The organism is Candidatus Symbiopectobacterium sp. NZEC135 (assembly GCF_025962695.1).
Window position 1 is genome coordinate 1 of record NZ_JAGFPF010000046.1, and the last position, 22,275, is coordinate 22,275.

Annotated in this window: 20 protein-coding genes; 12 read left to right on the top strand and 8 right to left on the bottom strand. The window is 54.8% G+C overall.

What is annotated here, in order from left to right:
- Both slmA and J5224_RS18130 read left to right on the top strand, forming a co-directional pair.
- Positions 1 to 417, top strand: a 417-nt coding sequence (gene slmA / locus J5224_RS18125; RefSeq protein ID WP_264626683.1) for a nucleoid occlusion factor SlmA, incomplete at its 5' end; no start/stop codon positions are given.
- 225 nt (positions 418 to 642) lie between these two features.
- Positions 643 to 2,034 (top strand): hypothetical protein, encoded by a 1,392-nt coding sequence (locus J5224_RS18130; RefSeq protein ID WP_264626684.1) that lies wholly within the window; start codon positions 643 to 645, stop codon positions 2,032 to 2,034.
- A gap of 147 nt (positions 2,035 to 2,181) precedes the next feature.
- On the opposite strand, the gene pyrE is transcribed toward J5224_RS18130, so the two are convergent.
- Together pyrE and rph are read right to left on the bottom strand one after the other, a co-directional pair.
- A complete protein-coding gene (gene pyrE / locus J5224_RS18135) occupies positions 2,182 to 2,829 on the bottom strand; it encodes an orotate phosphoribosyltransferase (RefSeq protein WP_264626685.1) in 648 nt (215 codons plus the stop codon).
- A 148-nt stretch (positions 2,830 to 2,977) separates the two neighbouring features.
- Entirely contained in the window at positions 2,978 to 3,715 is a 738-nt protein-coding gene (rph, locus tag J5224_RS18140; protein ID WP_264626686.1) for a ribonuclease PH, read from the bottom strand.
- Positions 3,716 to 3,938: 223 nt separating this feature from the next.
- Here rph and J5224_RS18145 point away from each other — a divergent pair, with 223 nt between their 5' ends.
- The 8 genes from J5224_RS18145 to J5224_RS18180 are packed head-to-tail and all read left to right on the top strand — an operon-like array spanning position 3,939 to position 13,131.
- On the top strand, positions 3,939 to 4,904 hold the full coding sequence (locus tag J5224_RS18145) for a dipeptide epimerase (protein WP_264626687.1): 966 nt from the start codon (positions 3,939 to 3,941) through the stop codon (positions 4,902 to 4,904).
- Between the two features lie 35 nt (positions 4,905 to 4,939).
- The gene (locus tag J5224_RS18150; protein ID WP_264626688.1) at positions 4,940 to 6,808 is read left to right on the top strand and encodes an ABC transporter ATP-binding protein; all 1,869 of its coding nucleotides are present in this window, start codon (positions 4,940 to 4,942) and stop codon (positions 6,806 to 6,808) included.
- A gap of 55 nt (positions 6,809 to 6,863) precedes the next feature.
- Positions 6,864 to 8,405 carry a glutathione ABC transporter substrate-binding protein gene (locus J5224_RS18155; RefSeq protein ID WP_264626689.1) on the top strand — a complete coding sequence of 514 codons (1,542 nt, stop codon included), beginning with the start codon at positions 6,864 to 6,866 and terminating at the stop codon, positions 8,403 to 8,405.
- Between the two features lie 18 nt (positions 8,406 to 8,423).
- Positions 8,424 to 9,344: an ABC transporter permease subunit gene (locus J5224_RS18160; protein ID WP_222158578.1), complete on the top strand. Its 921-nt coding sequence runs from the start codon at positions 8,424 to 8,426 to the stop codon at positions 9,342 to 9,344.
- Positions 9,345 to 9,352: 8 nt separating this feature from the next.
- On the top strand, positions 9,353 to 10,255 hold the full coding sequence (locus J5224_RS18165; RefSeq protein WP_264626690.1) for an ABC transporter permease subunit: 903 nt from the start codon (positions 9,353 to 9,355) through the stop codon (positions 10,253 to 10,255).
- A 7-nt stretch (positions 10,256 to 10,262) separates the two neighbouring features.
- Entirely contained in the window at positions 10,263 to 11,321 is a 1,059-nt protein-coding gene (locus tag J5224_RS18170) for a P1 family peptidase (protein ID WP_264626691.1), read from the top strand.
- 10 nt (positions 11,322 to 11,331) lie between these two features.
- Positions 11,332 to 12,153, top strand: a complete 822-nt coding sequence (locus J5224_RS18175; RefSeq protein ID WP_264626692.1) for a M55 family metallopeptidase — start codon at positions 11,332 to 11,334, stop codon at positions 12,151 to 12,153.
- Positions 12,154 to 12,168: 15 nt separating this feature from the next.
- A complete protein-coding gene (locus tag J5224_RS18180; protein WP_264626693.1) occupies positions 12,169 to 13,131 on the top strand; it encodes an isoaspartyl peptidase/L-asparaginase family protein in 963 nt (320 codons plus the stop codon).
- A 171-nt stretch (positions 13,132 to 13,302) separates the two neighbouring features.
- On the opposite strand, the gene J5224_RS18185 is transcribed toward J5224_RS18180, so the two are convergent.
- Genes J5224_RS18185 through J5224_RS18210 form a run of 6 tightly spaced genes read right to left on the bottom strand, consistent with a single transcriptional unit; the run spans position 13,303 to position 19,892 of the window.
- Positions 13,303 to 14,823 carry a serine hydrolase domain-containing protein gene (locus J5224_RS18185; protein ID WP_264626694.1) on the bottom strand — a complete coding sequence of 507 codons (1,521 nt, stop codon included), beginning with the start codon at positions 14,821 to 14,823 and terminating at the stop codon, positions 13,303 to 13,305.
- On the bottom strand, positions 14,820 to 15,560 hold the full coding sequence (locus J5224_RS18190) for an ABC transporter ATP-binding protein (protein WP_264626695.1): 741 nt from the start codon (positions 15,558 to 15,560) through the stop codon (positions 14,820 to 14,822). Before J5224_RS18190 ends, J5224_RS18185 begins: the two co-directional genes overlap by 4 nt.
- Entirely contained in the window at positions 15,557 to 16,387 is an 831-nt protein-coding gene (locus tag J5224_RS18195; protein WP_264626696.1) for an ABC transporter ATP-binding protein, read from the bottom strand. The genes J5224_RS18190 and J5224_RS18195 overlap by 4 nt, the downstream gene beginning before the upstream one ends.
- Complete coding sequence (locus tag J5224_RS18200) at positions 16,388 to 17,290, bottom strand: ABC transporter permease (RefSeq protein ID WP_264626697.1); 903 nt, start codon at positions 17,288 to 17,290, stop codon at positions 16,388 to 16,390.
- Positions 17,287 to 18,297 carry an ABC transporter permease gene (locus J5224_RS18205; RefSeq protein ID WP_264626698.1) on the bottom strand — a complete coding sequence of 337 codons (1,011 nt, stop codon included), beginning with the start codon at positions 18,295 to 18,297 and terminating at the stop codon, positions 17,287 to 17,289. Before J5224_RS18205 ends, J5224_RS18200 begins: the two co-directional genes overlap by 4 nt.
- Positions 18,297 to 19,892 carry an ABC transporter substrate-binding protein gene (locus tag J5224_RS18210; RefSeq protein WP_264626699.1) on the bottom strand — a complete coding sequence of 532 codons (1,596 nt, stop codon included), beginning with the start codon at positions 19,890 to 19,892 and terminating at the stop codon, positions 18,297 to 18,299. The genes J5224_RS18205 and J5224_RS18210 overlap by 1 nt, the downstream gene beginning before the upstream one ends.
- 200 nt (positions 19,893 to 20,092) lie before the next feature.
- Between J5224_RS18210 and J5224_RS18215 the strand changes: the two genes are divergently transcribed.
- Together J5224_RS18215 and J5224_RS18220 are read left to right on the top strand one after the other, a co-directional pair.
- Complete coding sequence (locus tag J5224_RS18215) at positions 20,093 to 21,172, top strand: dipeptidase (RefSeq protein ID WP_264626700.1); 1,080 nt, start codon at positions 20,093 to 20,095, stop codon at positions 21,170 to 21,172.
- Positions 21,173 to 21,260: 88 nt separating this feature from the next.
- Positions 21,261 to 22,169, top strand: a complete 909-nt coding sequence (locus J5224_RS18220; protein WP_264626701.1) for a LysR family transcriptional regulator — start codon at positions 21,261 to 21,263, stop codon at positions 22,167 to 22,169.
- The last annotated feature ends 106 nt before the right edge of the window (positions 22,170 to 22,275 follow it).

The following is a 22,275-nucleotide window of genomic DNA, read 5'->3' on the forward strand; positions in this document are numbered from 1 at the left end:
AGCCTTATCGAGTTTATTGAGGATTCGCTGACAACACGTATCAATCTGATCCTGCAAGATGAGAAAGATACGTTCCAACGCTTGCGGTTGATTTTGTTGCTCATGTTAGGTTTTGCTGAACGCAATCCTGGCTTGACGCGCATCCTGACTGGCCATGCGCTAATGTTCGAACAGGATCGTCTACAAGGACGCATCAACCAGCTGTTTGAGCGTATTGAATCGCAGCTTAAGCAAGTGCTGCGTGAGCACAAACTGCGAGAGGGGAAAGCGCTGGTGCATGACGAGTCACTGCTTGCCAGCCAACTGCTCGCCTTCTGCGAAGGGATGCTGTCACGCTACGTGCGCTCAGAATTCCGCTTCAGGCCTACACAGGAATTTGATATCCGCTGGCCTTTATTGGCTGCACAAATATTCTGATTTTCGTAGCCCACCGGTTACTTGCATTTGAGCCTGCTTTTTCTTTCAAAGAGAATAAGACAAAGCAGGTATTGTTTTGAAAAGAGATACACAACACGATGCTATAGACTTCATCATGCCCTTCTATGAATGCTAAATGCGTAGAATAACTCAGTGAATCCCCTGATAACGTTCTGCCATATCACTCTTTAATATAAATAAAAATCTATATTAATGAGGGCATTCATGAGTAATTCTATTCCAATCGGAAATACGTATTGTAATGTACAACAGTTTTGTGGCCTTGCAATTGGGCGTAAAGAACATGTTCAACAACTAGGCGCCTGGGATACATTTCACGACTTTATCATTGCTCTATTAAATAGACTACCAGTAATTGAATTACAAACAAAAAAAGAAAAATTGCTGTCTTTCTATAAAGAACATGCAGAACACCCCACACCTCAAGATATTTTTGATAACGGATTAAAACCGTTACTCGAATTAATAGACATTAGTAAAAGCGTATGTTTTTCTTTCGAGTTTATAACCGAGGGCAGTGACGAACTCAAACAAAGAATTATCTATGAAGATAAAGGAGAAAAACAAACATCGCCATGGATAATATATGAAAATAATGAAACCAATAGAAATCAGATAGAAGCAATAAAAAGAACATATCTTTCATTAAAAGAACGCCATGAAATTAATTGTGAGGGCGAGATTTATAAACTAGATCAAAACTTTCTTTCCTCATCAAAAAATATAATTTTTTTATGCGAAACATCAGATATTTATGATCAAGAACTTTCTATCGCAGCAACAGATTCACTCTTGAAGAATTTAATAGAGCAAAAAGAAAAGACAAAAAAAATCTTTTTAGAAGACATTAACAATATGATTAACATTCATACCTCATACTTAAATAAAAAAGAATCAAGTAATAAAAAACAACTCGTTGATCTTGATAAATCCGTAGTTGACAGCCTATTAAAATTATCTCCCTTAGAATTCGTAACAGGGAATGACCTACTGTCCCGCCCAATAGATGAGGTTAATCTAATCAACAATTCCGCTCAACTCTTTCTTGATCTTCAAAGTAATACAAAAGACAAAAACATAGAAAAAAAAATAAATAATCATTTAAAGCACTTCTTTGACATTAAAGCTAAAAGTGTATTCTTTCATAACTTGAAGAAAGAAATTCATATATTAATCAAAAAAGAAATATTACAAGAACTTGATATTTTTCCCCTAAAAAACAATACCGTCATAGGAAAAAAATACAATGAAATTGAAAGGACGTTTTCGGATTGCGTGGGTACGATAATGAAAAATCTTATCCATGAAATAGACAAACTCAACGAATTACAAACGGATAACAATAAAACATTACAGATCAATATCACGCTTGATAACGTTACATTAGAAAAACAGATCACACTGTATACTCAACTGACTGACATCGTGAAGCTAATAATGGCGGCTAATGACCTCATATTAAAATCACAAGAACCTCATAATGTGGAAATCAACAATGAGCATGTCATGAAATTCTTTGCTGGATTAAATACCATAATTAGCGATACACAAGAACTGCTCCCGTTATTGAAATTGCATTCGTGCAAGACAAGTTAAGGAGTATTTCATGAAGATTTGCTCAAAGAGAACAGATAATAACGCACATAATAAACACATGCGTTATTTCCACAATGTTCCTCTATCCCCGTTCGGTATCAGATTTCAACGGGGTTGTTTGCAACCCTCTAGATCCGGGCATCAATGCTACGCTGAAATACCGTACCGATCGCGGTAAGCCTTCACCGCGTCCAAATGCACGGCCATCTCGGGTTTTTCCGCCAAAAAGCTGATCAGATCTTGCAGCGCAATGATGGAAATCACCTGACACTGATAATCGCGTTCTACTTCCTGAATGGCAGAAATAGCGCCTGTACCGCGCTCTTGGCGATCCAGTGCAATCAACACCCCGGCGAGCGCCGCGCCATTTGCCGCAATAATGCCCATGGATTCACGAATGGCAGTACCTGCGGTAATTACGTCATCGACCAGCATGATGCGGCCTTGCAACGCACTGCCAACCAGATTGCCGCCTTCCCCGTGATCTTTGGCTTCTTTACGGTTAAAGCAATAAGGTACATCGGTGTCATGGTGTTCAGCCAACGCGACCGCCGTGGTCGTGGCGATCGGAATGCCTTTGTAGGCGGGACCGAACAGCACATCAAAAGTAATACCGGCATCCACCAACGCTTCAGCATAAAAACGGCCCAAAAGTGCCAGGTCGCGCCCGGTATTGAATAGCCCGGCATTAAAGAAATAGGGGCTGACACGCCCGGATTTCAATGTGAATTCGCCGAATTTTAATACCTGCTTGCTAAGCGCGAATTCAATAAATTGGCGCTGATAGGCTTTCATTACTGCATCTCCTCGTATCACGGTGAGTATGGTTATGGCTGGAACACCAGCCATAAAAAAAGCGACGCCGAGGTCGCTTTGCAAAAATGGATAACGCCGCTGCCAGGCAACGGCTGATGAAATGACAGGCGGTTTATGCCAGTCATCTTTACTTAAGGTCCGCGACCGGCGCTTGCGTCAACGCCGCTTTCTGCGCCTCGACGATAGTGTCAATGCCACCACGTGCCAGAGCGAGCAGCGCCAACAGCTCTTCGTGACTGAACGGCTCGCCTTCGGCGGTGCCTTGCACCTCAATCATGCGGCCATCTTCGGTCATGACCACGTTCATGTCCGTTTCCGCCGCGGAGTCTTCTACATATTCGAGGTCGCACACGGCCTCACCGGCAACGATCCCCACGGAAACCGCCGCTACCATGCCTTTGAGCGGGCTGGCTTTGAGCTGGCCTTTTTCCACCATGCGATTGAACGCATCCGCCAATGCTACACAAGCGCCGGTAATAGAAGCCGTGCGCGTGCCGCCATCCGCTTGCAACACATCGCAATCCAGCGTAATGGTGTATTCACCGAGCTTTTCCAGATCAACGGCAGCACGCAGAGAACGTGCGATAAGGCGCTGGATTTCCAGCGTTCTGCCACCTTGTTTTCCTTTAGCGGCTTCACGCGCGTTGCGGCTATGGGTTGCACGCGGCAGCATGCCGTATTCAGCGGTCACCCAGCCTTTCCCCTGCCCTTTCAGAAAGCGCGGCACGCCTTCTTCGACCGTCGCGTTACACAGCACTTTCGTGTCGCCAAACGCCACTAACACGGAACCTTCCGCATGCTTGGTATAGCCACGCATTAGCGTGATGGGACGCACCTGTTGTGCACTTCGGCCTGACGGACGCATGAGATTCTCCGGGTTATGCGCTGTTGATTGGCGCGCATTATACGGCCTTCGGACAACAATTCCTACTTTAGCTACCGTGCGTTTCGCGATATCAGCAAGGGAGAGGTTGACGTCTGCATCAGGGTATAGCCTGAGGTTATACCCTCCCGACAAACAAGTATTCGTCAGTCATTCCTCTGCATGAAATAGTTTTGATTATTCATTCACCAGAGGGATACACGAGATGCGCCAGATGCAGGTTGAGACCGTCAAACTCTCTCTGGCACGCCCGTGCAAGCGTGCGCAGGAACTGCGCAATGCCGTAAGCGTAGTCAGAATTACCGTTGAAGAACAGGGATTTATCGGTTTAGGCGAATGCACGCCCGCGTTTGAATATCAAGAGTCTGCCGCCAGTGTTTGCCGCCAACTTGACGCTGTGCGTGGTGCGGTTACGCGCGGCGCATCAAGGGATGAAATCCAAACGCTACTCCCTCCTGGTGCGGCACGTAACGCACTCGATTGCGCACTGTGGCGCTTAAATGCCGCCTTGCATAAACAAACCGTATGGCAGCAGGTGGGAATACAACCGCCCGCCTCGTTGATCACTACGGAAACGCTGAGCATTGCGTCATTGGAAAACACGGTGGCGGCGACCCGCGATGCGATATCACGCGGCGCGCAGGTGATAAAGCTCAAGCTGGATCGCAGCGACATCGTTGAGAAAATCGCCGCAGTGCGCGACGCAGCGCCACGGGCCACGCTGATGGTCGATGCCACGGAAAGCTGGGCTGGGCTCGATTTACTCAGCCTGTGTCACGCACTGCTGCCTTATAACATCGCACTGATTGAGCAACCGTTACCGGCAGGCAAAGATCACGAGTTGCTGCGTTTTTCGCACCCGATTCCCCTTTGTGCCGATGAAAGCTGCCGCCACGCTGGCGATATTCCCGGTATCCGCCGCCGTTACGAGATGATCAACATCAAGTTGGATAAATGTGGCGGATTGACAGAAGCACTGGCAATGGTGCGTGAAGCGCGGCTACACGGGCTAAAACTGATGGTCGGTTGCCTGGTTGGCTCGTCACTGGCGATGGAAGCCGCACTACCGGTCGCTGCCGCCGCCGACTATGTCGATCTGGATGGCCCACTCTGGCTGGCCGCCGACAGTTCACCCTATCTGACTTATCACCACGGACGCATCTGGCTATGACACAGCAAGAGTCCACACTGTTAACCGGAGTCCACATGACGCAACTCGCACAGGCCGCCCCGCACCCGGCATCGGTCCCCCCACAAACCGCCATGCCGGTGCTGGAGATCGATGACCTGAGCGTCAGCTTCAGCGGCAGATCGGGCAAGCATGTCGCCCTGAAAAGCGTCTCATTTTCCGTCAACAAGGGGGAAATCGTCGCTATTGTCGGTGAAAGCGGCTCGGGAAAATCCGTTACGTCGTTAACCGCGATGGGCCTGCTGGCCAACTCGGCGGCCATTGAGCGCGGCAGCATCCATTTCCATTCCCGCCACGGACAGCGCCACGACCTGCTGAATATGAAAGAAGACGATCGCCGTCAACTGCGCGGGCGCGATATGGCGATGATCTTTCAGGAACCGATGACCTCACTTAACCCGGTGTTGAAAGTGGGCGATCAGTTGACGGAAGCGCTGCGCGACCACCAGATTTGTGATGCCGCCACGGCGAATAAAAAAGCGCGCGAGTTACTGCGCAAAGTGCGTATCGCCGATGTAGATCGCGTGATGGAAAGCTACCCAGCCTCGCTCTCCGGTGGCATGCGTCAACGCGTGATGATCGCGCAGGCGCTAGTGTGTGAACCACAGTTGCTAATTGCTGATGAACCCACCACAGCGCTGGATGTCACCGTGCAAGCGCGCATTCTGCACATCCTGCGAGATCTCCAGCAGCAAAGTGATACTGCCGTGCTGTTTATTACCCACGACATGGGCGTAGTGGCCGAAATCGCCGATCGCGTCGTGGTGATGTACCGGGGTGAAGTGGTGGAGCAAGGTACGGTTGAGCAAATTTTCGCGCATCCGGAACACCCATACACTCAAGCCTTGTTGGCTGCAGTACCGAAGCTGGGCGATATGCGCGACAGCGCCTGGCCGCGTCGCTTTCCGCTGATGGGACAACAACAGTCCAGCGATAACGAACAGAAAACCGCACGCTATGATGCCGATCCGCTGCTGGATATCCGTGGCTTACGCGTCTACTACCCAATCCGCAGCGGCATTTTCTCCGCCGTCACGCACCGCGTACACGCGGTCGAGCAGATCGATTTTTGCGTGTGGCCTGGCGAAACCCTGGCGATTGTCGGGGAGAGCGGTTGCGGAAAATCTACTACCGGGCGTGCGCTGCTGCGCCTGATTGAAAGCGACTCGGAAAGCATTCTGTTTCAGGGCAATGAGATCTCCCAGATGGACGATCGCGCTTTTTTACCGTTGCGCCGCGAAATTCAAATGGTTTTCCAAGACCCGTATGCGTCATTGAACCCGCGCTTAACCGTCGGTTTCACCATTGCCGAACCGCTGCTGCTGCACGGACTGGCCCGATCGCTGGAGGACGCAACGCCCCGCGTGCAGGAACTGCTGAAAAGCGTTGGGTTGCCTCCCGAACACGCCCGCCGCTATCCGCACGAGTTTTCCGGAGGCCAGCGCCAACGTATCGCCATCGCCCGTGCCATGGCGCTGCAACCGCAGGTGATTATTGCTGACGAAGCCGTCTCAGCATTGGATGTCTCAATCCAGGCTCAGGTGGTGAATCTGATGATGGATCTGCAACAAAAAACCGGCGTGTCATGGATTTTCATTTCTCACGATATGGCCGTCGTGGAGCGCATTGCCAACCGCGTTGCCGTGATGTATCTCGGCCAGATTGTGGAAATCGGCCCGCGTCAGGCGGTGTTCAACAACCCTCAGCACCCCTATACGCAACGATTGCTGGCCTCGGTGCCCATTGCAGACCCTCAGCAACGCAGCGTGCGCCAGTTTGATGACAGCGAGATCCCCTCCCCGCTGCGCAAAGCGGGCGAAGAGGTCAACAAAATGACCTATCGGCAAGTCGGCCCGCACCACTGGGTCGCCAACGACAGTCATTAATGAAAACGCAGTCATGAACAACAAATACAACCCATTTACAACCGGGAGACACAACATGAAGCCACTACGACATCGTTCCGCGCTGGCCCTCGGGCTTTCACTCTGTCTGGCCGCTGCGGCTCAGGCACAAGATCTGCGCATCTCTATCTATGCCGATATTACCGGGCTTGACCCACACGACACCTCAGATACCCTGAGCTACTCCATCCAGAGCGGTATCTTTGAGCGCCTGTTCCAATTTGATAATCAAATGAAATTGGTACCGCGTCTGGCAACCGGATACACCAGCAATGACGATGCGACCGAGTTCGTGGTCACGCTGCGCGAAGGCATCACCTTCCAAGACGGCGCGCCCTTTAATGCTGAAGCGGTCAAAGCCAACCTGGATCGCCTGGCCGATCAGAGCAAAGGCTTAAAACGTAATAGCCTGTTCAATATGGTGAAAACCGTCACCGTGCTGTCTCCGACGCAGGTGAAGATTGAACTGAATAAATCATTCGGTGCTTTCGTCAACACACTGGCACACCCATCTGCCGTGATGCACAGCCCGGAAGCACTGAAGAAATACCCGGATGAAGCACAACTGCGCGTCCACCCGGTCGGCACCGGTCCGTTCAAATTCACCGAATGGCAGCAGGGCAAAGACGTCAAGCTGGTCAAGAATGACAGCTACTGGCAGAAAGGCTGGCCAAAAGTGGATAGCGTGACCTTCTACCCGACACCGGAAGACTCCACGCGCGTAGCAGCCCTGAAATCCAGTCAGGTTGACGCGATTTATCCACTGCCGTCCGACCTGCTGGGCACCGTGCAAAGCGACAGCAAGCTGGCCGTCCAACGTGACCCCGGTATTTACCAATTCTGGTTGGCGATGAATAACCTGCGCCCGCCCATGAATGACATCCGCGTGCGTCAGGCTCTCAACTACGCCATCAACCGCGATATATGGCTGAAAGTCGGCTTTGCAGGCATGGGTACACCGGCAACGTCAGCAATGGCACCGGGCGTTCAGTTCTTCCAGGCACAAACCACCCCGAGCTATAACTACGATCCGGCCAAAGCCAAAGCGCTGTTAAAAGAAGCGGGTTACCCGGATGGCATCAGCCTCAAGCTGTGGACCACCAACCGTACCGATTACATCCGTAGCGCACAGTTCTTCAAGCAGCAGTTGGAACTGGTGGGCATCAAGATCACCGTGACACCGATGGATTCCGGGATGCGTAACGCCAAACTGTTCGGCGTGAAAGACCCGAAAGAGGCGGAATTCGATCTGTTCTACAACGGCTGGTCGCCCTCTACCGGTGATGCCGACTGGGCGCTGCGTCCGCTGTATGCCACCGAATCCTGGGTGCCTGCGGCTTATAACGTGGCCTACTACAGCAGTGCTGCCGCCGATAAAGCCATTATGGCTGGCTTGGCGACCGCCGATCTTGGCAAGCGCGCCGCTGCCTACGCCGAAGCACAGAAAGTGATTTGGGGTGATGCACCCGTCGTGTTCCTGGGTACGCCGGACAATCTGGTCGGTAAAGCGAAAAATCTCTCTGGCGTTTACATGCTGGCAGACGGCTCGTTGATCTTCGATCAGGCTGAATTTAAGTAATCGCACGGGGAGAACGCCATGTTTGCTTATATCGTCCGACGTTTGCTGGAAATGATCCCGGTGCTACTGGTGGTCTCCCTGTTAGTGTTCGGTTTTATCAAGCTGTTACCCGGCGATCCAGCGCGGATTTATGCCGGGCCGGATGCCCCGATTGCCGCCGTGGAGGCCGCTCGCCAACTGTTAGGGCTCAACGATCCGTTGCCACAGCAGTATGTTCGTTGGCTGGGTGGCTTGCTGCGTGGCGATCTGGGTATCACCTATCGCACGCAGCAACCGGTGATGGATGTGATCGCCAAAAGCTTTATGCCAACCATGTGGCTGGCGCTGGCAGGCTTCGCCTGGTCAGTGGTACTCGGCCTGTTGATTGGCGTGGTATCGGGCTTAAAACGCGGAAAGTGGCAGGATTGGACGCTGATGAGCGCCGCAGTCGGCGGTATCTCGATGCCGCCTTTCTGGCTCGGATTGCTGCTGATCCAGTTTGTTGCGATGCCGTTCGGGGTGTTTTCCGTCAGCGGTTTTAACCAGCCGAGCGATATTGTGTTACCCGCTCTGACGCTGGGTGCGTCCGTCGCCGCCGTAATGGCACGCTTCACCCGATCCGCCTTCCTTGAAGTGGCACAGGAAGATTATGTACGCACCGCGCGCTCCAAAGGATTACGCCAACGGCTGATCACCTGGAAGCACATCATGCGCAATGCGCTGATCCCCATTATCACCATGCTCGGCTTGCAATTTGGTTTTCTGCTGGGCGGATCGATTGTGGTGGAAAGCGTCTTCAGTTGGCCCGGTTTGGGCTGGCTGCTGATTGAATCGATCAAAACGCAGGACCAGCCAGTGATTCAGGCGCTGGTCATGCTGTTTGTGTTCGAATTTATTGTTATCAACCTGCTGGTCGACCTGCTCTACGCCGTGGTTAACCCAGCCATTCGTTTACGCTAGGAGCGATCATGAGCCACGCTACAGATCCTACGATGACCGCCGCCGCGCAGGATAACGCCACCATCCGCTCACCGATGCGTGATTTTTGGCAGGCTTTTATCCAAAACCCGCTAGCGCTGGTGTCCGGCGGATTTATTCTGCTCTTGGTGCTGGTCGCGGCCTTCGCCCCTTGGCTAGCCCCTTTTAACCCGATGGACCCGGATTGGATGGCACTGTCCGCACCGCCTTCCGCCAGCCACTGGATGGGCACCGACGATCTGGGACGCGATGTGATGAGTCGTATTATCTACGGCTCGCGCATCTCCTTATATATTGGCCTGTTTTCCGTCACGCTCGGTATGGTGGTCGGTATTGTATTGGGTCTGCTGGCCGGATTTTATGGCCGCTGGATTGATATGCTGATCATGCGCAGCGCCGATGTGCTGTTCGCCTTCCCCGGTATGCTGTTGGCTATCGCGGTGGTCGCCATTCTCGGCCCGGGCTTGAATAACGTGATTATCGCCGTCGCAGTGTTCAGCGTGCCGGTGTTCGCCCGTATTGTGCGCGCTTCTGCTTTAACCCTGAAACAAGCCGCCTACGTGGAAGCGGTGCGCAGCGCCGGTGCGCCGGATCGCATCTTGCTGATCCGCCATATTCTGCCTGCCACGTTGCCGAACGTGATCGTCTATTTCACCATGCGTATTGGCACCAGTATTCTCACGGCGGCCAGCTTGAGTTTTATCGGTCTTGGCCCTGAGCCGGACGTGCCGGAGTGGGGTAATATCCTCGCGATGAGCCGCAGCATGATGATGGCCGGTCAATGGCACGTCAGCGTCTTCCCCGGTCTGGCGATTTTCTTCACCGTGCTGTCATTCAATTTGTTAGGCGACGCCTTGCGCGATACGCTGGATCCGAAACTGAAGAATGCATGAGAATCCTATGATGGCTTTTCAACAGGCGCAGCTGCACGCCTTATTGCAGCGCTGGTGTGACCACCAGCAAGTCGGCGTGCCACGCATGCCCAGTGGTCCAGACAACAGCCTGTGCGATGTGCCCGGTGTGCGCGTCGGGCACGAAACGCTGGCGCAGGGTGAAATACAAACCGGCGTTACCGCCATTGTGCCGCCCGGTGACAACCTGTTTACGCAGCCGCTGCCGTGCGGTGCCGCCGTCCTGAACGGTTTTGCCAAACCGGTGGGGTTGGTGCAGGTGGAAGAGCTGGGACAACTGCAAACCCCGATCCTGCTGAGTAATACGCTTGCCGTCGGCACACTGTTTACCACGCTGGTGCGCGACGCCATTGCCAAAAACCCTGAGCTCGGGCGCTCACTGCCCACGGTGAACCCGCTGGCGCTGGAATGCAATGACGGCTGGCTGAACGACATTCAGGCATTGGCGGTGACTGAATCCATGGCGCAGGCGGCACTGAGCAAGGCAGACACCCACTTTGCACGCGGTAGCGTCGGTGCCGGGCGCGGTATGAGCTGCTTCGGCCTGAAAGGCGGTATCGGTACCGCCTCTCGTCTCCTTCCCGAACTGAATGCCACGCTGGGTGTGCTGGTGCTGGCCAATTTTGGCACGCTGGCATCGCTCACACTGGATGGGCTGCACATCGGCCCCTTTATTGAGCCACTGCTGCCCGAGCTTGCACCACAACGCGATGCGGGGTCGATTATCATCATTATGGCAACCGATGCACCGCTGGATGCACGCCAGCTTGGACGCATCGCCAAACGCGCCGGTGCCGGGCTGGGGCGTCTGGGCAGCTATTGGGGCCACGGCTCCGGCGACATCGCCGTCGCATTTTCCACCCAGCCCACGCCGCAGCCGCCCGAAGACGCAAAGCTGGAATCGATGCTGTGCGCCGCCGCCGATGCCACGGAACATGCCGTACTGGACGCCCTGCTCTGCGCCGAGGCGGTGACCGGTTTTCGCGGCCATCATCGCCCGGTGTTGCGACAGGTGTTAGACCGTCTTGCACAACACGTTTTAGCGTAAGGACATAACCATGAAAGTGTTTATTTCTGCCGACATCGAAGGGATCGCCGGCGTGATGCGACCGGAGCAGTGCAGCCCCGGACAAGCCGAGTATCAACTGGCTCGCGGGCTGATGGAGCAGGAAGTGAATGCCGCCATTGACGGCGCTTTCGCCGGTGGCGCAACGGAAGTGGTGGTGGCTGACAGCCACGCCGCCATGACCAATCTGCGGGCAGAAAATATGGATGCCCGTGCCCGTCTGGTTCAGGGCAAACCGCGCGTATTGTCAATGGTGGACGGACTGGAGCAGCAGGCGTTTGATGGCCTGATGTTCATCGGCTACCACAGCGCGGCCGGAGAGCACGGCGTGCTGGCACACACCATCAATGGTCGCGCCTTTTATCGAGTGAAAATTAACGATGAAGTAATGGGTGAGAGTGATATCTATGCCGCCGCCGGTGCCGAAAAGGGTACACCGCTGTGGCTGGTCAGCGGCGACAATATCCTGCAACAGTGGATCGCCCGCTATTATCCCCAAACGGCCTACGCCTGCGTCAAACGCGCCATTTCACAAACCTCGGCAGAATCGCTCAGCCCGCCAGCGGCGCAACAACTGATTCGCACACAGGCACAGCAGGCCGTTCAGCGTGCGCACCGTGAAAGGACATCGCGTATCGCTGCCCCCTATCATCTGGAACTGATGACCGCCAAACCGGTGCTGGCGGATCTGTTTAGCCTGATCCCCGGGGTGGAACGCGGTGATGCGGTGACGGTACACTACACCGCACCTACCATGACAGATATCGTTCGTTTGCTAAGTACTTTTTCGTATCTGGCTACCACACAAAACTAATAACAGGGAGATGACATGGTCAAGCCAGTCATTGTGATCCACGGAGGGGCGGGGGCATTAACCCGCTCCGCCATGAGCGCAGAAAAAGAGCAAGCCTACCGCGAAGCGTTACACGCGATTGTCGCTAGCGGTCAGCAGATTCTCAGCCAGGGAGGCAGTGCGCTGGATGCCGTCACCGAAGCGGTACGGCTGTTGGAAGAGTGCCCGCTGTTTAATGCCGGGCACGGTTCGGTCTTTACGCACGATGAAACCCACGAACTCGACGCCAGCATCATGGATGGCCGCACATTAGATGCTGGTGCTATCAGTTGCGTCAGCCATATCCGTAACCCGGTATTGGCCGCAAGAGCTGTCATGGAGCAAAGCCAGCACGTGATGTTTACCGCGGCGGGTGCAGAAGCGTTCGCACGTAAGCAGGGGCTGGAGATGGTCGAACCCGACTTCTTCTCGACCGATGCCCGGCGTGAACAGTTACTTCACGCACAAGCGGGAGAAGGTCGCGTTGTACTGGATCACGATGGTCAGCGCGATGTGGCGCAGGGTGAACCGATCGACCCAGAACGCAAATACGGCACTGTCGGCGCCGTGGCGTTGGACAGCGCAGGCAATCTCGCCGCCGCCACCTCAACCGGCGGCATGACCAACAAGCAGGCCGGACGCGTGGGTGATAGCCCTATCGTTGGGGCAGGCTGCTACGCCAACAACAATACCGTCGCCGTCTCTTGCACTGGCACAGGCGAAGTGTTTATCCGCTGCGTAGCGGCCTATGATGTCTCTGCGTTAATGGAGTATGCCGAACTGACGCTGGATCAGGCAGGCGAGCGCGTGGTGATGGAAAAACTGCTGCCACTGGACGGCAGCGGCGGCCTGATCGCCGTCGATAAAGAAGGAAACATCGCTTTGCCGTTCAACAGTGAAGGGATGTACCGCGGTTATGGCTATGTAGGCCAAGCCCCGTGGGTTGGCATTTACCGCTAACGCGCAGGTTGCGGAATGCCCTGAGCAGGCATTCCGCTTCGCGTATACCCTAAATAATTCGAGTTGCAGGAAGGCGGCAAGTGAAGGAATCCCGATGAGCTTACTCAAGTAAGTGATTCGGGTGAGTGAGCGCAGCCAACGCATCTGCAACTTGAAGTATGACGGGTATATTTATGCCCAGTGAACGTCCCCGCGCTGCGCCATAACCACCCGACTGCGGTTAAGCAAAAACGTCATCTTGTTGCCTTCGATATGCAACGCAAAGCGTTTCTCCCACGGGCCATCCTGTGCGGTCGCCAACAGCCGGCCTTGACCCAGACACTCCAGCGAAGCAACCGGTGCCGAGGGGCCAATCCCCATCACCAGACGGTCGCCTTCTATCACCCATTCACTGCGCCATTCCGGGCAGAACCAACGACCTTGCGCCTGAGCGAGAGAATCATCGCGATGTGGCAGCACAAAGCGTTTGGCAGCGTGGCCTATTTCACCGTCAATCACCGCCCCCTTCTGGCGCAACCGCATGGGCAAATGGCTGGAGAGCGATACCGCTCCGTCCTCTGACGGATAGAGCGTCTCGGTTGCCCCCAACCAGCAGGCGTTGTTGCCACTTATTTCCAGCCACTCGCTGCCGTTTTCCGCCACATACAACCCGGGCATCAGCGCATGGCCCGGTTGCGGTAACGCTTGACCAGTCAGCGCCGCCATGATGCGCAATGCGCAGTCATAGGTGGATACGTCCTCACGGTTTGCCACCAGCGCCAATCCAACGCCTCGCTGCGGGTCGAGCAGAAAATAGCTCTTATAACCCGCATGAGAACCGCCGTGGCCGACCCAATGCGCATCACCAAAGCGTGAATGGGCAACCCCCAAACCATAGCCGGTCACGCGACCATCCGTTAGCTGGCGCGGGGCGGTCAGGCGCGCCAATACTCCGCGCCCCGGCCCTTCATCGCGCAGCAGCGTTTGCAGCCAGGTGCTCAAATCACGCACGCTGCCCGCTACGCTGCCGGACGCGGATAGATGCAGCCCGGCGCTTGCCAGTTGCCAACCGCTGTCGCTGCGCCAATACCCCGGCACTAACCCAGGCACAATATCGAACCAGGTTTCCGGTGCCGATAAGCGAATATCCAATGGCTGGCAAATGTGCTGCTGCAAGCGTTCGGCAAATAAAATACCCTTGGCTTTCAACGCTTCCTCCACCAGCCGATAGCCGGTGTTGGAATAGGAAATCTCACTGCCTGCCGGATAGTTCAACTTATCCAGCGCAGCAACAAACGCCAGCAAATCATCAGATTGCGTGGCGTTGTAGACCGATAGCCCGAGCAGCGATAGCGTTTCACGCAAATCATGCAGCCCGGCCGTCATATCCAATGCCTGACCCACGGTAACCTGCCCGCTCGGGCCGCGCAGTTGCGGCAGATGCTGCGCCAATCGGTCGTCGAGCGCGATAACGTCTGCTAACGGCCCGGTGACCAGTGAAGCAAATAAATGTTTGGTTACCGAGGCAAAACGCACCACGCTATCCGCGCTAAACGGCGAGCCTTGCGCCAAATCCGCCAGACCACCGCAGTGTAATGCCCGTAACTGATTGCCATCAAACAGCGCAATCGCGCCGCCGGGCTGCCCCTCTCCCTGCCATTGCGCCGTGATGGACTCTGCCACCTCCGTCGCCCGCTGCCAATCAAGCGTCATGCGGGTTCCTCCAATGCGATACTCAATGCATACAACTCAGCGGTGTGAGGATGTTGAATCTGCCCGGCACGTAACTGCTCTGCGCTCAGGCTCTCCACCATCTCTCCTTGCTGCATCACCCCCACTTGTTCGCATAAGTGGGTCACCACGGCCAGATTATGGCTCACCATCAGGTAGGTCAGCTTACGCTCCTGCCGGATATCTGCCAGCAGATTCAGGATTTCAGCCTGTACCGACACATCCAGCGCAGAGGTAGGTTCATCCAGCAGCAGTACCTCCGGCTCGACAATCAGCGCCCGAGCAATGGCAACGCGTTGGCGCTGCCCGCCAGACAGCTGATGCGGGAAACGAAAACGCACCGCCGCAGGCAGCCCCACATCATCCAGCATGTTGGCAATGCGTTGCTCAGCATTATCGACGCGGTGCACCAACAGGGGCTCTTGTAAAATGCGATCGATGGTTTGACGCGGATGCAGAGAACCATAAGGGTCTTGAAATACCATCTGCACCTGACGGAAGAAATCCCGCCCGCGTTTGGCACCGAGGGCCATGCCCCCGAACAACATCTCACCTTGCCAGTTATCGTTCAAACCGGCCAGCGCGCGCAGAATGGTCGATTTACCAGAACCACTCTCGCCAACAATGCCAAAACTGCCGCCACTCTCTACCTGAAAAGAGACGCCCTTGACCACCTCGGTAGCGCCAAACGCGATACGCACGTTATTTAAGGTAATCATCCGTTTTTCCACGCCTCATCACGTTTCATTACCGGCAACCGTTCACGCGGGTGTTTCAGTGACGGCAAACAGGCCAACAGCCCCTGGGTGTACGGGTGCTGGGCAAGCTGGAGATCTTTGGCGGCCAGCATCTCCACCACGCGTCCGGCATACATCACCGCCACGCGATCGCAGAAATGCGACACCAGCGGCAAGTCATGGCTGATCAAAATCAGCCCCATGCCGCGCTGGGAGACCAGATCGTCGATCAGCTTGAGAATATCGGCCTGCACCGTGGCATCCAACGCGCTGGTCGGCTCGTCCGCAATCAGCAGCTCCGGGTCTGGGGCCAGCATCATGGCGATCATCGCCCGCTGCCCCATTCCACCGGACACCTCATGCGGGTAGCGTGCTGCCACCTGCTGCGGTTCGCGAATGCGCACCTGTTCCAACAAATCGGTCGCTGCCGCCAGCGCCGCACGGTGCGAACCGCCCTTGTGCTCACGCCATGCTTCGGCGATCTGCTGACCAATCGTCATCACCGGATTGAGGGAGTATTTAGGGTCTTGCAGAATAAAGCCCACCCGCTTGCCGCGAATGCGACGTAAGGTGTTTTCATTCGCGCTGCGCAAATCGATGCCGTCAAAGCTGAGCTTATCCGCCTCCACGCGCGCGCTGCCGGGCAGCAGTTGCATCAGGCTGCGCGCCGTCAGGGATTTTCCTGAACCGCTCTCCCCGACAATCGCAAATTTCTCTTTGCCAATACTGAGCGACACGCCGCGCACCGCTTCAAACGTCTGTGTACGGCTCGCAAACGTAATACGCAAATTTTCAATTTCCACCAGCATTTAGCGCTCCTTAGGGTCCAGTACGTCACGCAAACCGTCACCCAAAAAGTTAAACGCCAGCGAGGTCATGAAAATGGCGATACACGGCACCAACGGCACCCACCATTCCGAGAATAAGAAACGTCGCGCGGTGGCAATCATGGTGCCCCATTCCGGCGAAGGCGGCTGTGCCCCCATACCGAGAAAGCCCAGACTGGCCGCCGTGATGATGATGGAACTCATATCCAACGTGATACGCACCACCAGACTCGGCACGCAGAGCGGCATAATGTGGCGCACGATAATGCGCAACGGCGTCGCCCCGGTGAGCTTGCAGGCAGCGATAAAATCACTGTGGCGAAACTGCATGGTTTCCGCCCGCGCCAGGCGCGCATAGGGCGGCCAGGCTGTCAGAGCGATCGCCAAAATGGCGCTCTCGACACCGGGTTTCAACGCAGCAACAAACGCCAACGCCAGAATCAAGCGTGGGAAGGAGAGGAAAATATCCGTTACGCGCATCAGGGTTTTGTCTAACCAGCCACCGGCATACCCGGCAACACAACCAATCAGCAGCCCTAACGGCGCAGTCAGCACCACTACGGCAATGACCATACCGAGGGTGGTACGGCCGCCATAAAGAATGCGGGTGTAGATATCACGCCCCAATTCATCCGTGCCGAACCAATGGGCAGCAGAAGGCGGTGCCAACCGGTTTGCCAGATCCTGAAATCCCGGCTGATAAGACGTCAACCAAGGCGCGAGGGATGACAACACCAGTACGGCCAGAATCACCACCAACCCGATCATCGCCATCGGATTAGCCTGTAGCCCCAACCATAAGCGATAACGCCGCCCCCAGATGGCCTGACGGCGCGTCGCGGGCGTTTCGTCGAGCAACCATGCTCGTGAGACAGGAAAAATCATTTTACGCGCGGGTCCCAAAGTCGATAGAGAATGTCAGCCAGCAAATTGAGCAGCACGTACACGGTGCCCACCAGCAACGTGGCACCGATCACCGGGTTCATGTCAGCATTCATTAATGCCGTGGTGAGGTATTGGCCCAGCCCCGGCCAGGCGAACACGTTTTCCGTGACCACCGCCCCTTCCAACAGCCCGGCATAGGTCAGCGCCAGCACGGTCACCAACTGCACCGCAACGGTCGGAAAGGCGTGACGCCAGATAACCCGACGCGACGACAGCCCTTTGGCGCGCGCAGTAATGACGAATTCACCGCTCAACGCATTGAGCATAAAGGTGCGTGTCATGCGAGTGATATACGCCATGCTGAAATAGGCGAGGATCAACACCGGCTGCGCCATGTGCGCCAGCGCATCGTGGAAGGCGGCATAATCCCCCGCCAACAGCGAATCCACTGTCAGCAAGCCCGTCACCTGCGGCACCATATCCTGAAAAATGATGTCCTGACGCCCCGGCCCCGGTGCAATACCGAGCACAGCATAGAAGATAAGCAAGCTAAGCAGTGCCAGTACAAACACCGGCAACGAGTGCCCCGCAAGACAAACCACACGAATAGTTTGATCGACCCAGGTACTCTGCCTCACTGCGGCCCACACACCGAGCGGAATACCGACTAGCGCAGCGATAATGATAGCGGCGGTAGCCAGCTCCATGGTTGCCGGAAAGAAACGCGCGATATCCGTCATCACGGGATTGGATGTGAGGATCGAATTACCGAGATCGCCGTGCAACAGTTGCGAAAGATAGCGGCCAAACTGCACCCACAGGGGCTGATTCAGCCCCATCTCTTCACGCGCACGTTGCACCACGTATTCCGGCGCATTGTCCCCCACCATCGCCAGCACCGGATCGGTGGGCATGATGCGACCGATAAAAAAGGTCAGCACCGACAACCCCAACAGCGTGAGCAGCAAGCTGCCCAGCGTACTGAGAATACGTTTTGCTATCAGCATCAGGCTTTTTTCACCTGATCGTACGGGTTATCACGCAATACCGTCATGTTCACACCGCTGATGTTTTTGCGGCAGGCAATCGGCAAGGTGTTTTGCATCAGGAAAATAAACGGGCTGTGCTCACGGTGCTCACGCTGGATGGTTTCATACAGCGCGATGCGCTTGGCGGAATCGCTTTCATGTAGCGCCTGCTCGGTTAATGTATTAAATTTCTCGTCAGACCAGCCACAGCGCCATGCAAGCGTACGGGTACGCGCATTTTCACTGTTGTCAGGGTTGACACAAAACGCTTCGGTGTTTGAGTTGGGATCGAAATAGTCAGCGCCCCAGGCGGTGATCGCCAGTTGGTGTTGCCGGGCACGCATTTTGGTCAACACCGCGCGATTTTCAGAAGAGACAAGCTTCGCCTTGATCCCCACGGCACCCAGTTGAGTCTGGATGGCCTGTGCAATATCCGGATACGGCTGAGCAGAGTAGTGATCGATGGTGATCTCGAACCCGTTGGGATAACCCGCTTCTGCCAGCAGCGCTTTCGCTTTGGCCACATCCTGATGGAATGGCGTATCGTCCAGTGCCGCAGGGAAGCCGCCCGGCAGGAAGCTCTGATGCACGCGGTGCGTCAGCGGGATGATGTTTTTCTGAATGGCTTCATAATCAATCGCCCATTTCAGTGCCTGCCACACCTGCGGTTTTTTCAGTAACTCATTGGTGGTGTTGCACGACATTAACATGATGGTCGAAACGTCACGGCGGATCACATTGAACTCAGGATCGTTAACGATCGGGCGCAGCTGTTCGCTGGTCAGATCGCGGGCAATATCCACATCCCCTTTTTGCAGCATCAGCAACTGCGCTGCAGGATCGGTGATGTGCTTCATGATCACGCGCTGAATTTTGCTGTCTGTCTGGAAGTGGGCGTTTTTCTCCAGAATGATGCTTTCGCTCGCTTTCCAACTGCGCAGCGTGAACGGGCCAGACCCGGCGCTGTGCTGTTTAATCCAGGCGTAGCCAAAATCGCCATCCTGTTGGTTCGCCAGCGCGGCCTTCTTCTGCACGATGCTGCCCACCGGCGCTGAGAGGCAATAGAGCAGGAAGGATTCTGCCGCCGGCTTGTCCAGGTTCAGCACCAGCGTACTGGCATCCGGCGCTGTGATGTGCTGCTCCACGTTATCCTTGGTGAAACCGAACTGGTTGATGATGAAGGCGGGGCTTTTATCCATTTTAACGGCGCGCTGTAACGAGAACGCCGCATCTTCTGCGGTGACCGGCGTGCCATCAGAGAATTTTGCTTTTGGATCAATATGGAAGGTAAAGGTCTTGCCTTCATTGCTCACTTCCCAATGCGTGGCCAACTCGCCTTTCACTTCGCTGGGTTTCAGTGGGTTCGGCATCACCAGACGCTGGTAGAGGTTGCCCACAATCTCAGACCCTACGGCTTCAAAACTTTCATGGGGATCAAGGCTGGTCATGTTATCCAGTTGCATCGCCATCACCAGCATAGTGGGAGGCGTGGCAGCGAAAGCGGAATGCAGGTTCAGATAGGATAAAAAAGGTACGGCGCCGCAACCGGCGAGAAAACGTCTCCTGGTAAGCATGAATCCCTCAACTTATTGATATATTTAACAATTAATTGGATTTTATTTCATATCCAGCCTTGACATAGCCAAACGGGATTGGCTTAAATGAACGCACCAGGACATCCATTCCCTGCGCAATCATTTGTCCATTTTGGGGCAACATGCACCTTAATGGGGCAAATACCGTTTCATCGCATCCTGAGCCGATAACTTTGAATATGTCTAACAATTTCCTAACGGGTACGCAACGCCCTTTCCCTGTTTTTGACGGGCATAACGATGTTTTATTACGCCTCTACTCCTCCCACCGGGAGGATGCGGTCAGTGCCTTTCTACAAGGCCCAGCCGCGGGTCAAATCGATCTGCCGCGTATCCGACAAGGGGGACTGGCTGGCGGATTATTCGCCGTTTATGTCCCATCCCCTAAAGACCCAGCAAAATCTGTACCAGAAAACGACAGTTTGTTTGTGAATCACGCCACACCGTCGATGGAATCTGCCAGAGAGATAACCTTTTCAATGATTTCCACGCTGTTGCGCATTGAGGCCGCCTCCGCAGGACAAGCCAAAATTTGCCACAGCGTTGCCGATATTCGTCATTGTATGGCGACGGGAACCCTGGCGATGGTGTTGCACATTGAAGGTGCAGAGGCACTCGATCCCGATCTGGAACTGCTTGATATCCTTTATGCTGCGGGTTTACGCACCCTAGGCCCACTCTGGAGTCGACCGAATATCTTCGGCGATGGCGTACCGTTTCGTTTCCCTTCTTCGCCTGATATCGGTTCCGGGCTGACGGAAACCGGCCTGCAACTGGTGAAAGCCTGTAACGCCAAACGCATCATGGTGGATTTGTCGCACATGGATGAAAAAGGGTTCTGGCAGACCGCACGCATCAGCGATGCCCCACTGGTCGCCAGCCACTCCAACGCCCACGCACTGTGCGCGCAGTCCCGCAACCTGACAGACAAACAGCTGGACGCCATTCGTGAAAGCAACGGTTTTGTCGGCGTGAATTTCGGTACTGCCTTCCTGCGCGCCGATGGTAAAAAAGACCCGAATGCCACGGTGGAAGAGATTGTGCGCCATGTCGATTACCTGCTGAACAAGCTGGGAGAAGACAGCGTTGGTTTTGGTTCCGATTTCGATGGCACCACCGTACCGCCTGACCTGCATGATGTCGCAGGGCTACCTATCCTGGTCGAGGCACTGACACAGCGCGGATACGATCGCTCATTGCTGGAAAAAATCTGCTACGGCAACTGGTTGCGTGTACTGGAAGCCACCTGGGGTAAATAACCACGAGCCCACGTATCGGGTGGCGTGGATATTGCATGGAATTTGCTCAAGGTGAAATTTTGACCTAACCAACACGGAGCACCTGTCCATGCGTTTACGCCACATCGAAATCTTTCAGGCTATTCTTCAGGCTGGCACCATCAGCGGTGCTGCCCGCTTGCTGAACGTTTCACAACCGAACGTCAGCCGGGTGCTCAACCACGCTGAGCAGCAACTGGGGTTTGCCCTGTTTGAACGCGGCGCGCAGGGCATGGTGCCGACCCGAGAAGGGCGGCGCCTGATCCCTGAAGTACAGGAGCTTTACACCCATCTGCAAGCCATTGGTTCACTGACGGAACAGATGAGACGAAATCGGGTACAAACGGTGCGGCTGGGGGCAGCGCATGCGTTTAGCCAAATGGTGGTTGCACCCACCATGGTGGAATTTCACAAGCAAGAAGCGCGCGTCAACGTAGAACTGGTGACCGAGCACTTCTCCACACTGTGTCAAAATATCCTGCAAGATCAACTCGATTTTGCACTAGTTTTTGGTCAGCAAGTGCCTGCCGCCCTGCTGGCGGAGCCGCTGTTTCAAGCCTATATGGTCGCAGTGTTACCCAAAGACAGCCCGCACAATGGGCCGGTATCACTGGAGTGGCTCTGCTCCAATAACCTGCTGATGATGCAGCAGCAAGATCCGCTGGGTCAGGTATTGCATCGTGCATTGCGCGCCAAAGGACTAACACCGATGTCATCGGTATATATCAAAACCTACTCGGTGATTGCCGACATGGTGCTGGCAGGCGGAGGCGCGGGTATCGTCGATCTGTTTACCGCACATCGCTATGCCGATATGTTGAAAATCGTACCGATTGCACAACCGCTACCGTTTGAAGTGACACTGATCAGCCGCCGCGACAACCCGCAATCACGCGCCGCATTGCAGTTGAAGCAACTGATGAAAAACAAATGCTGGGAGATTGCCCAACAAAACGAAGGTCTGTTTCACGCAGCATAATGCGGCAGCGTTCTGAAATCCTACTGTGCGCCAACCGCTCAACTGATTTTATCCTACCCAGCAAAACCACGGGCGCGTTATACTCGCCTTATCACTTGCTAAACAG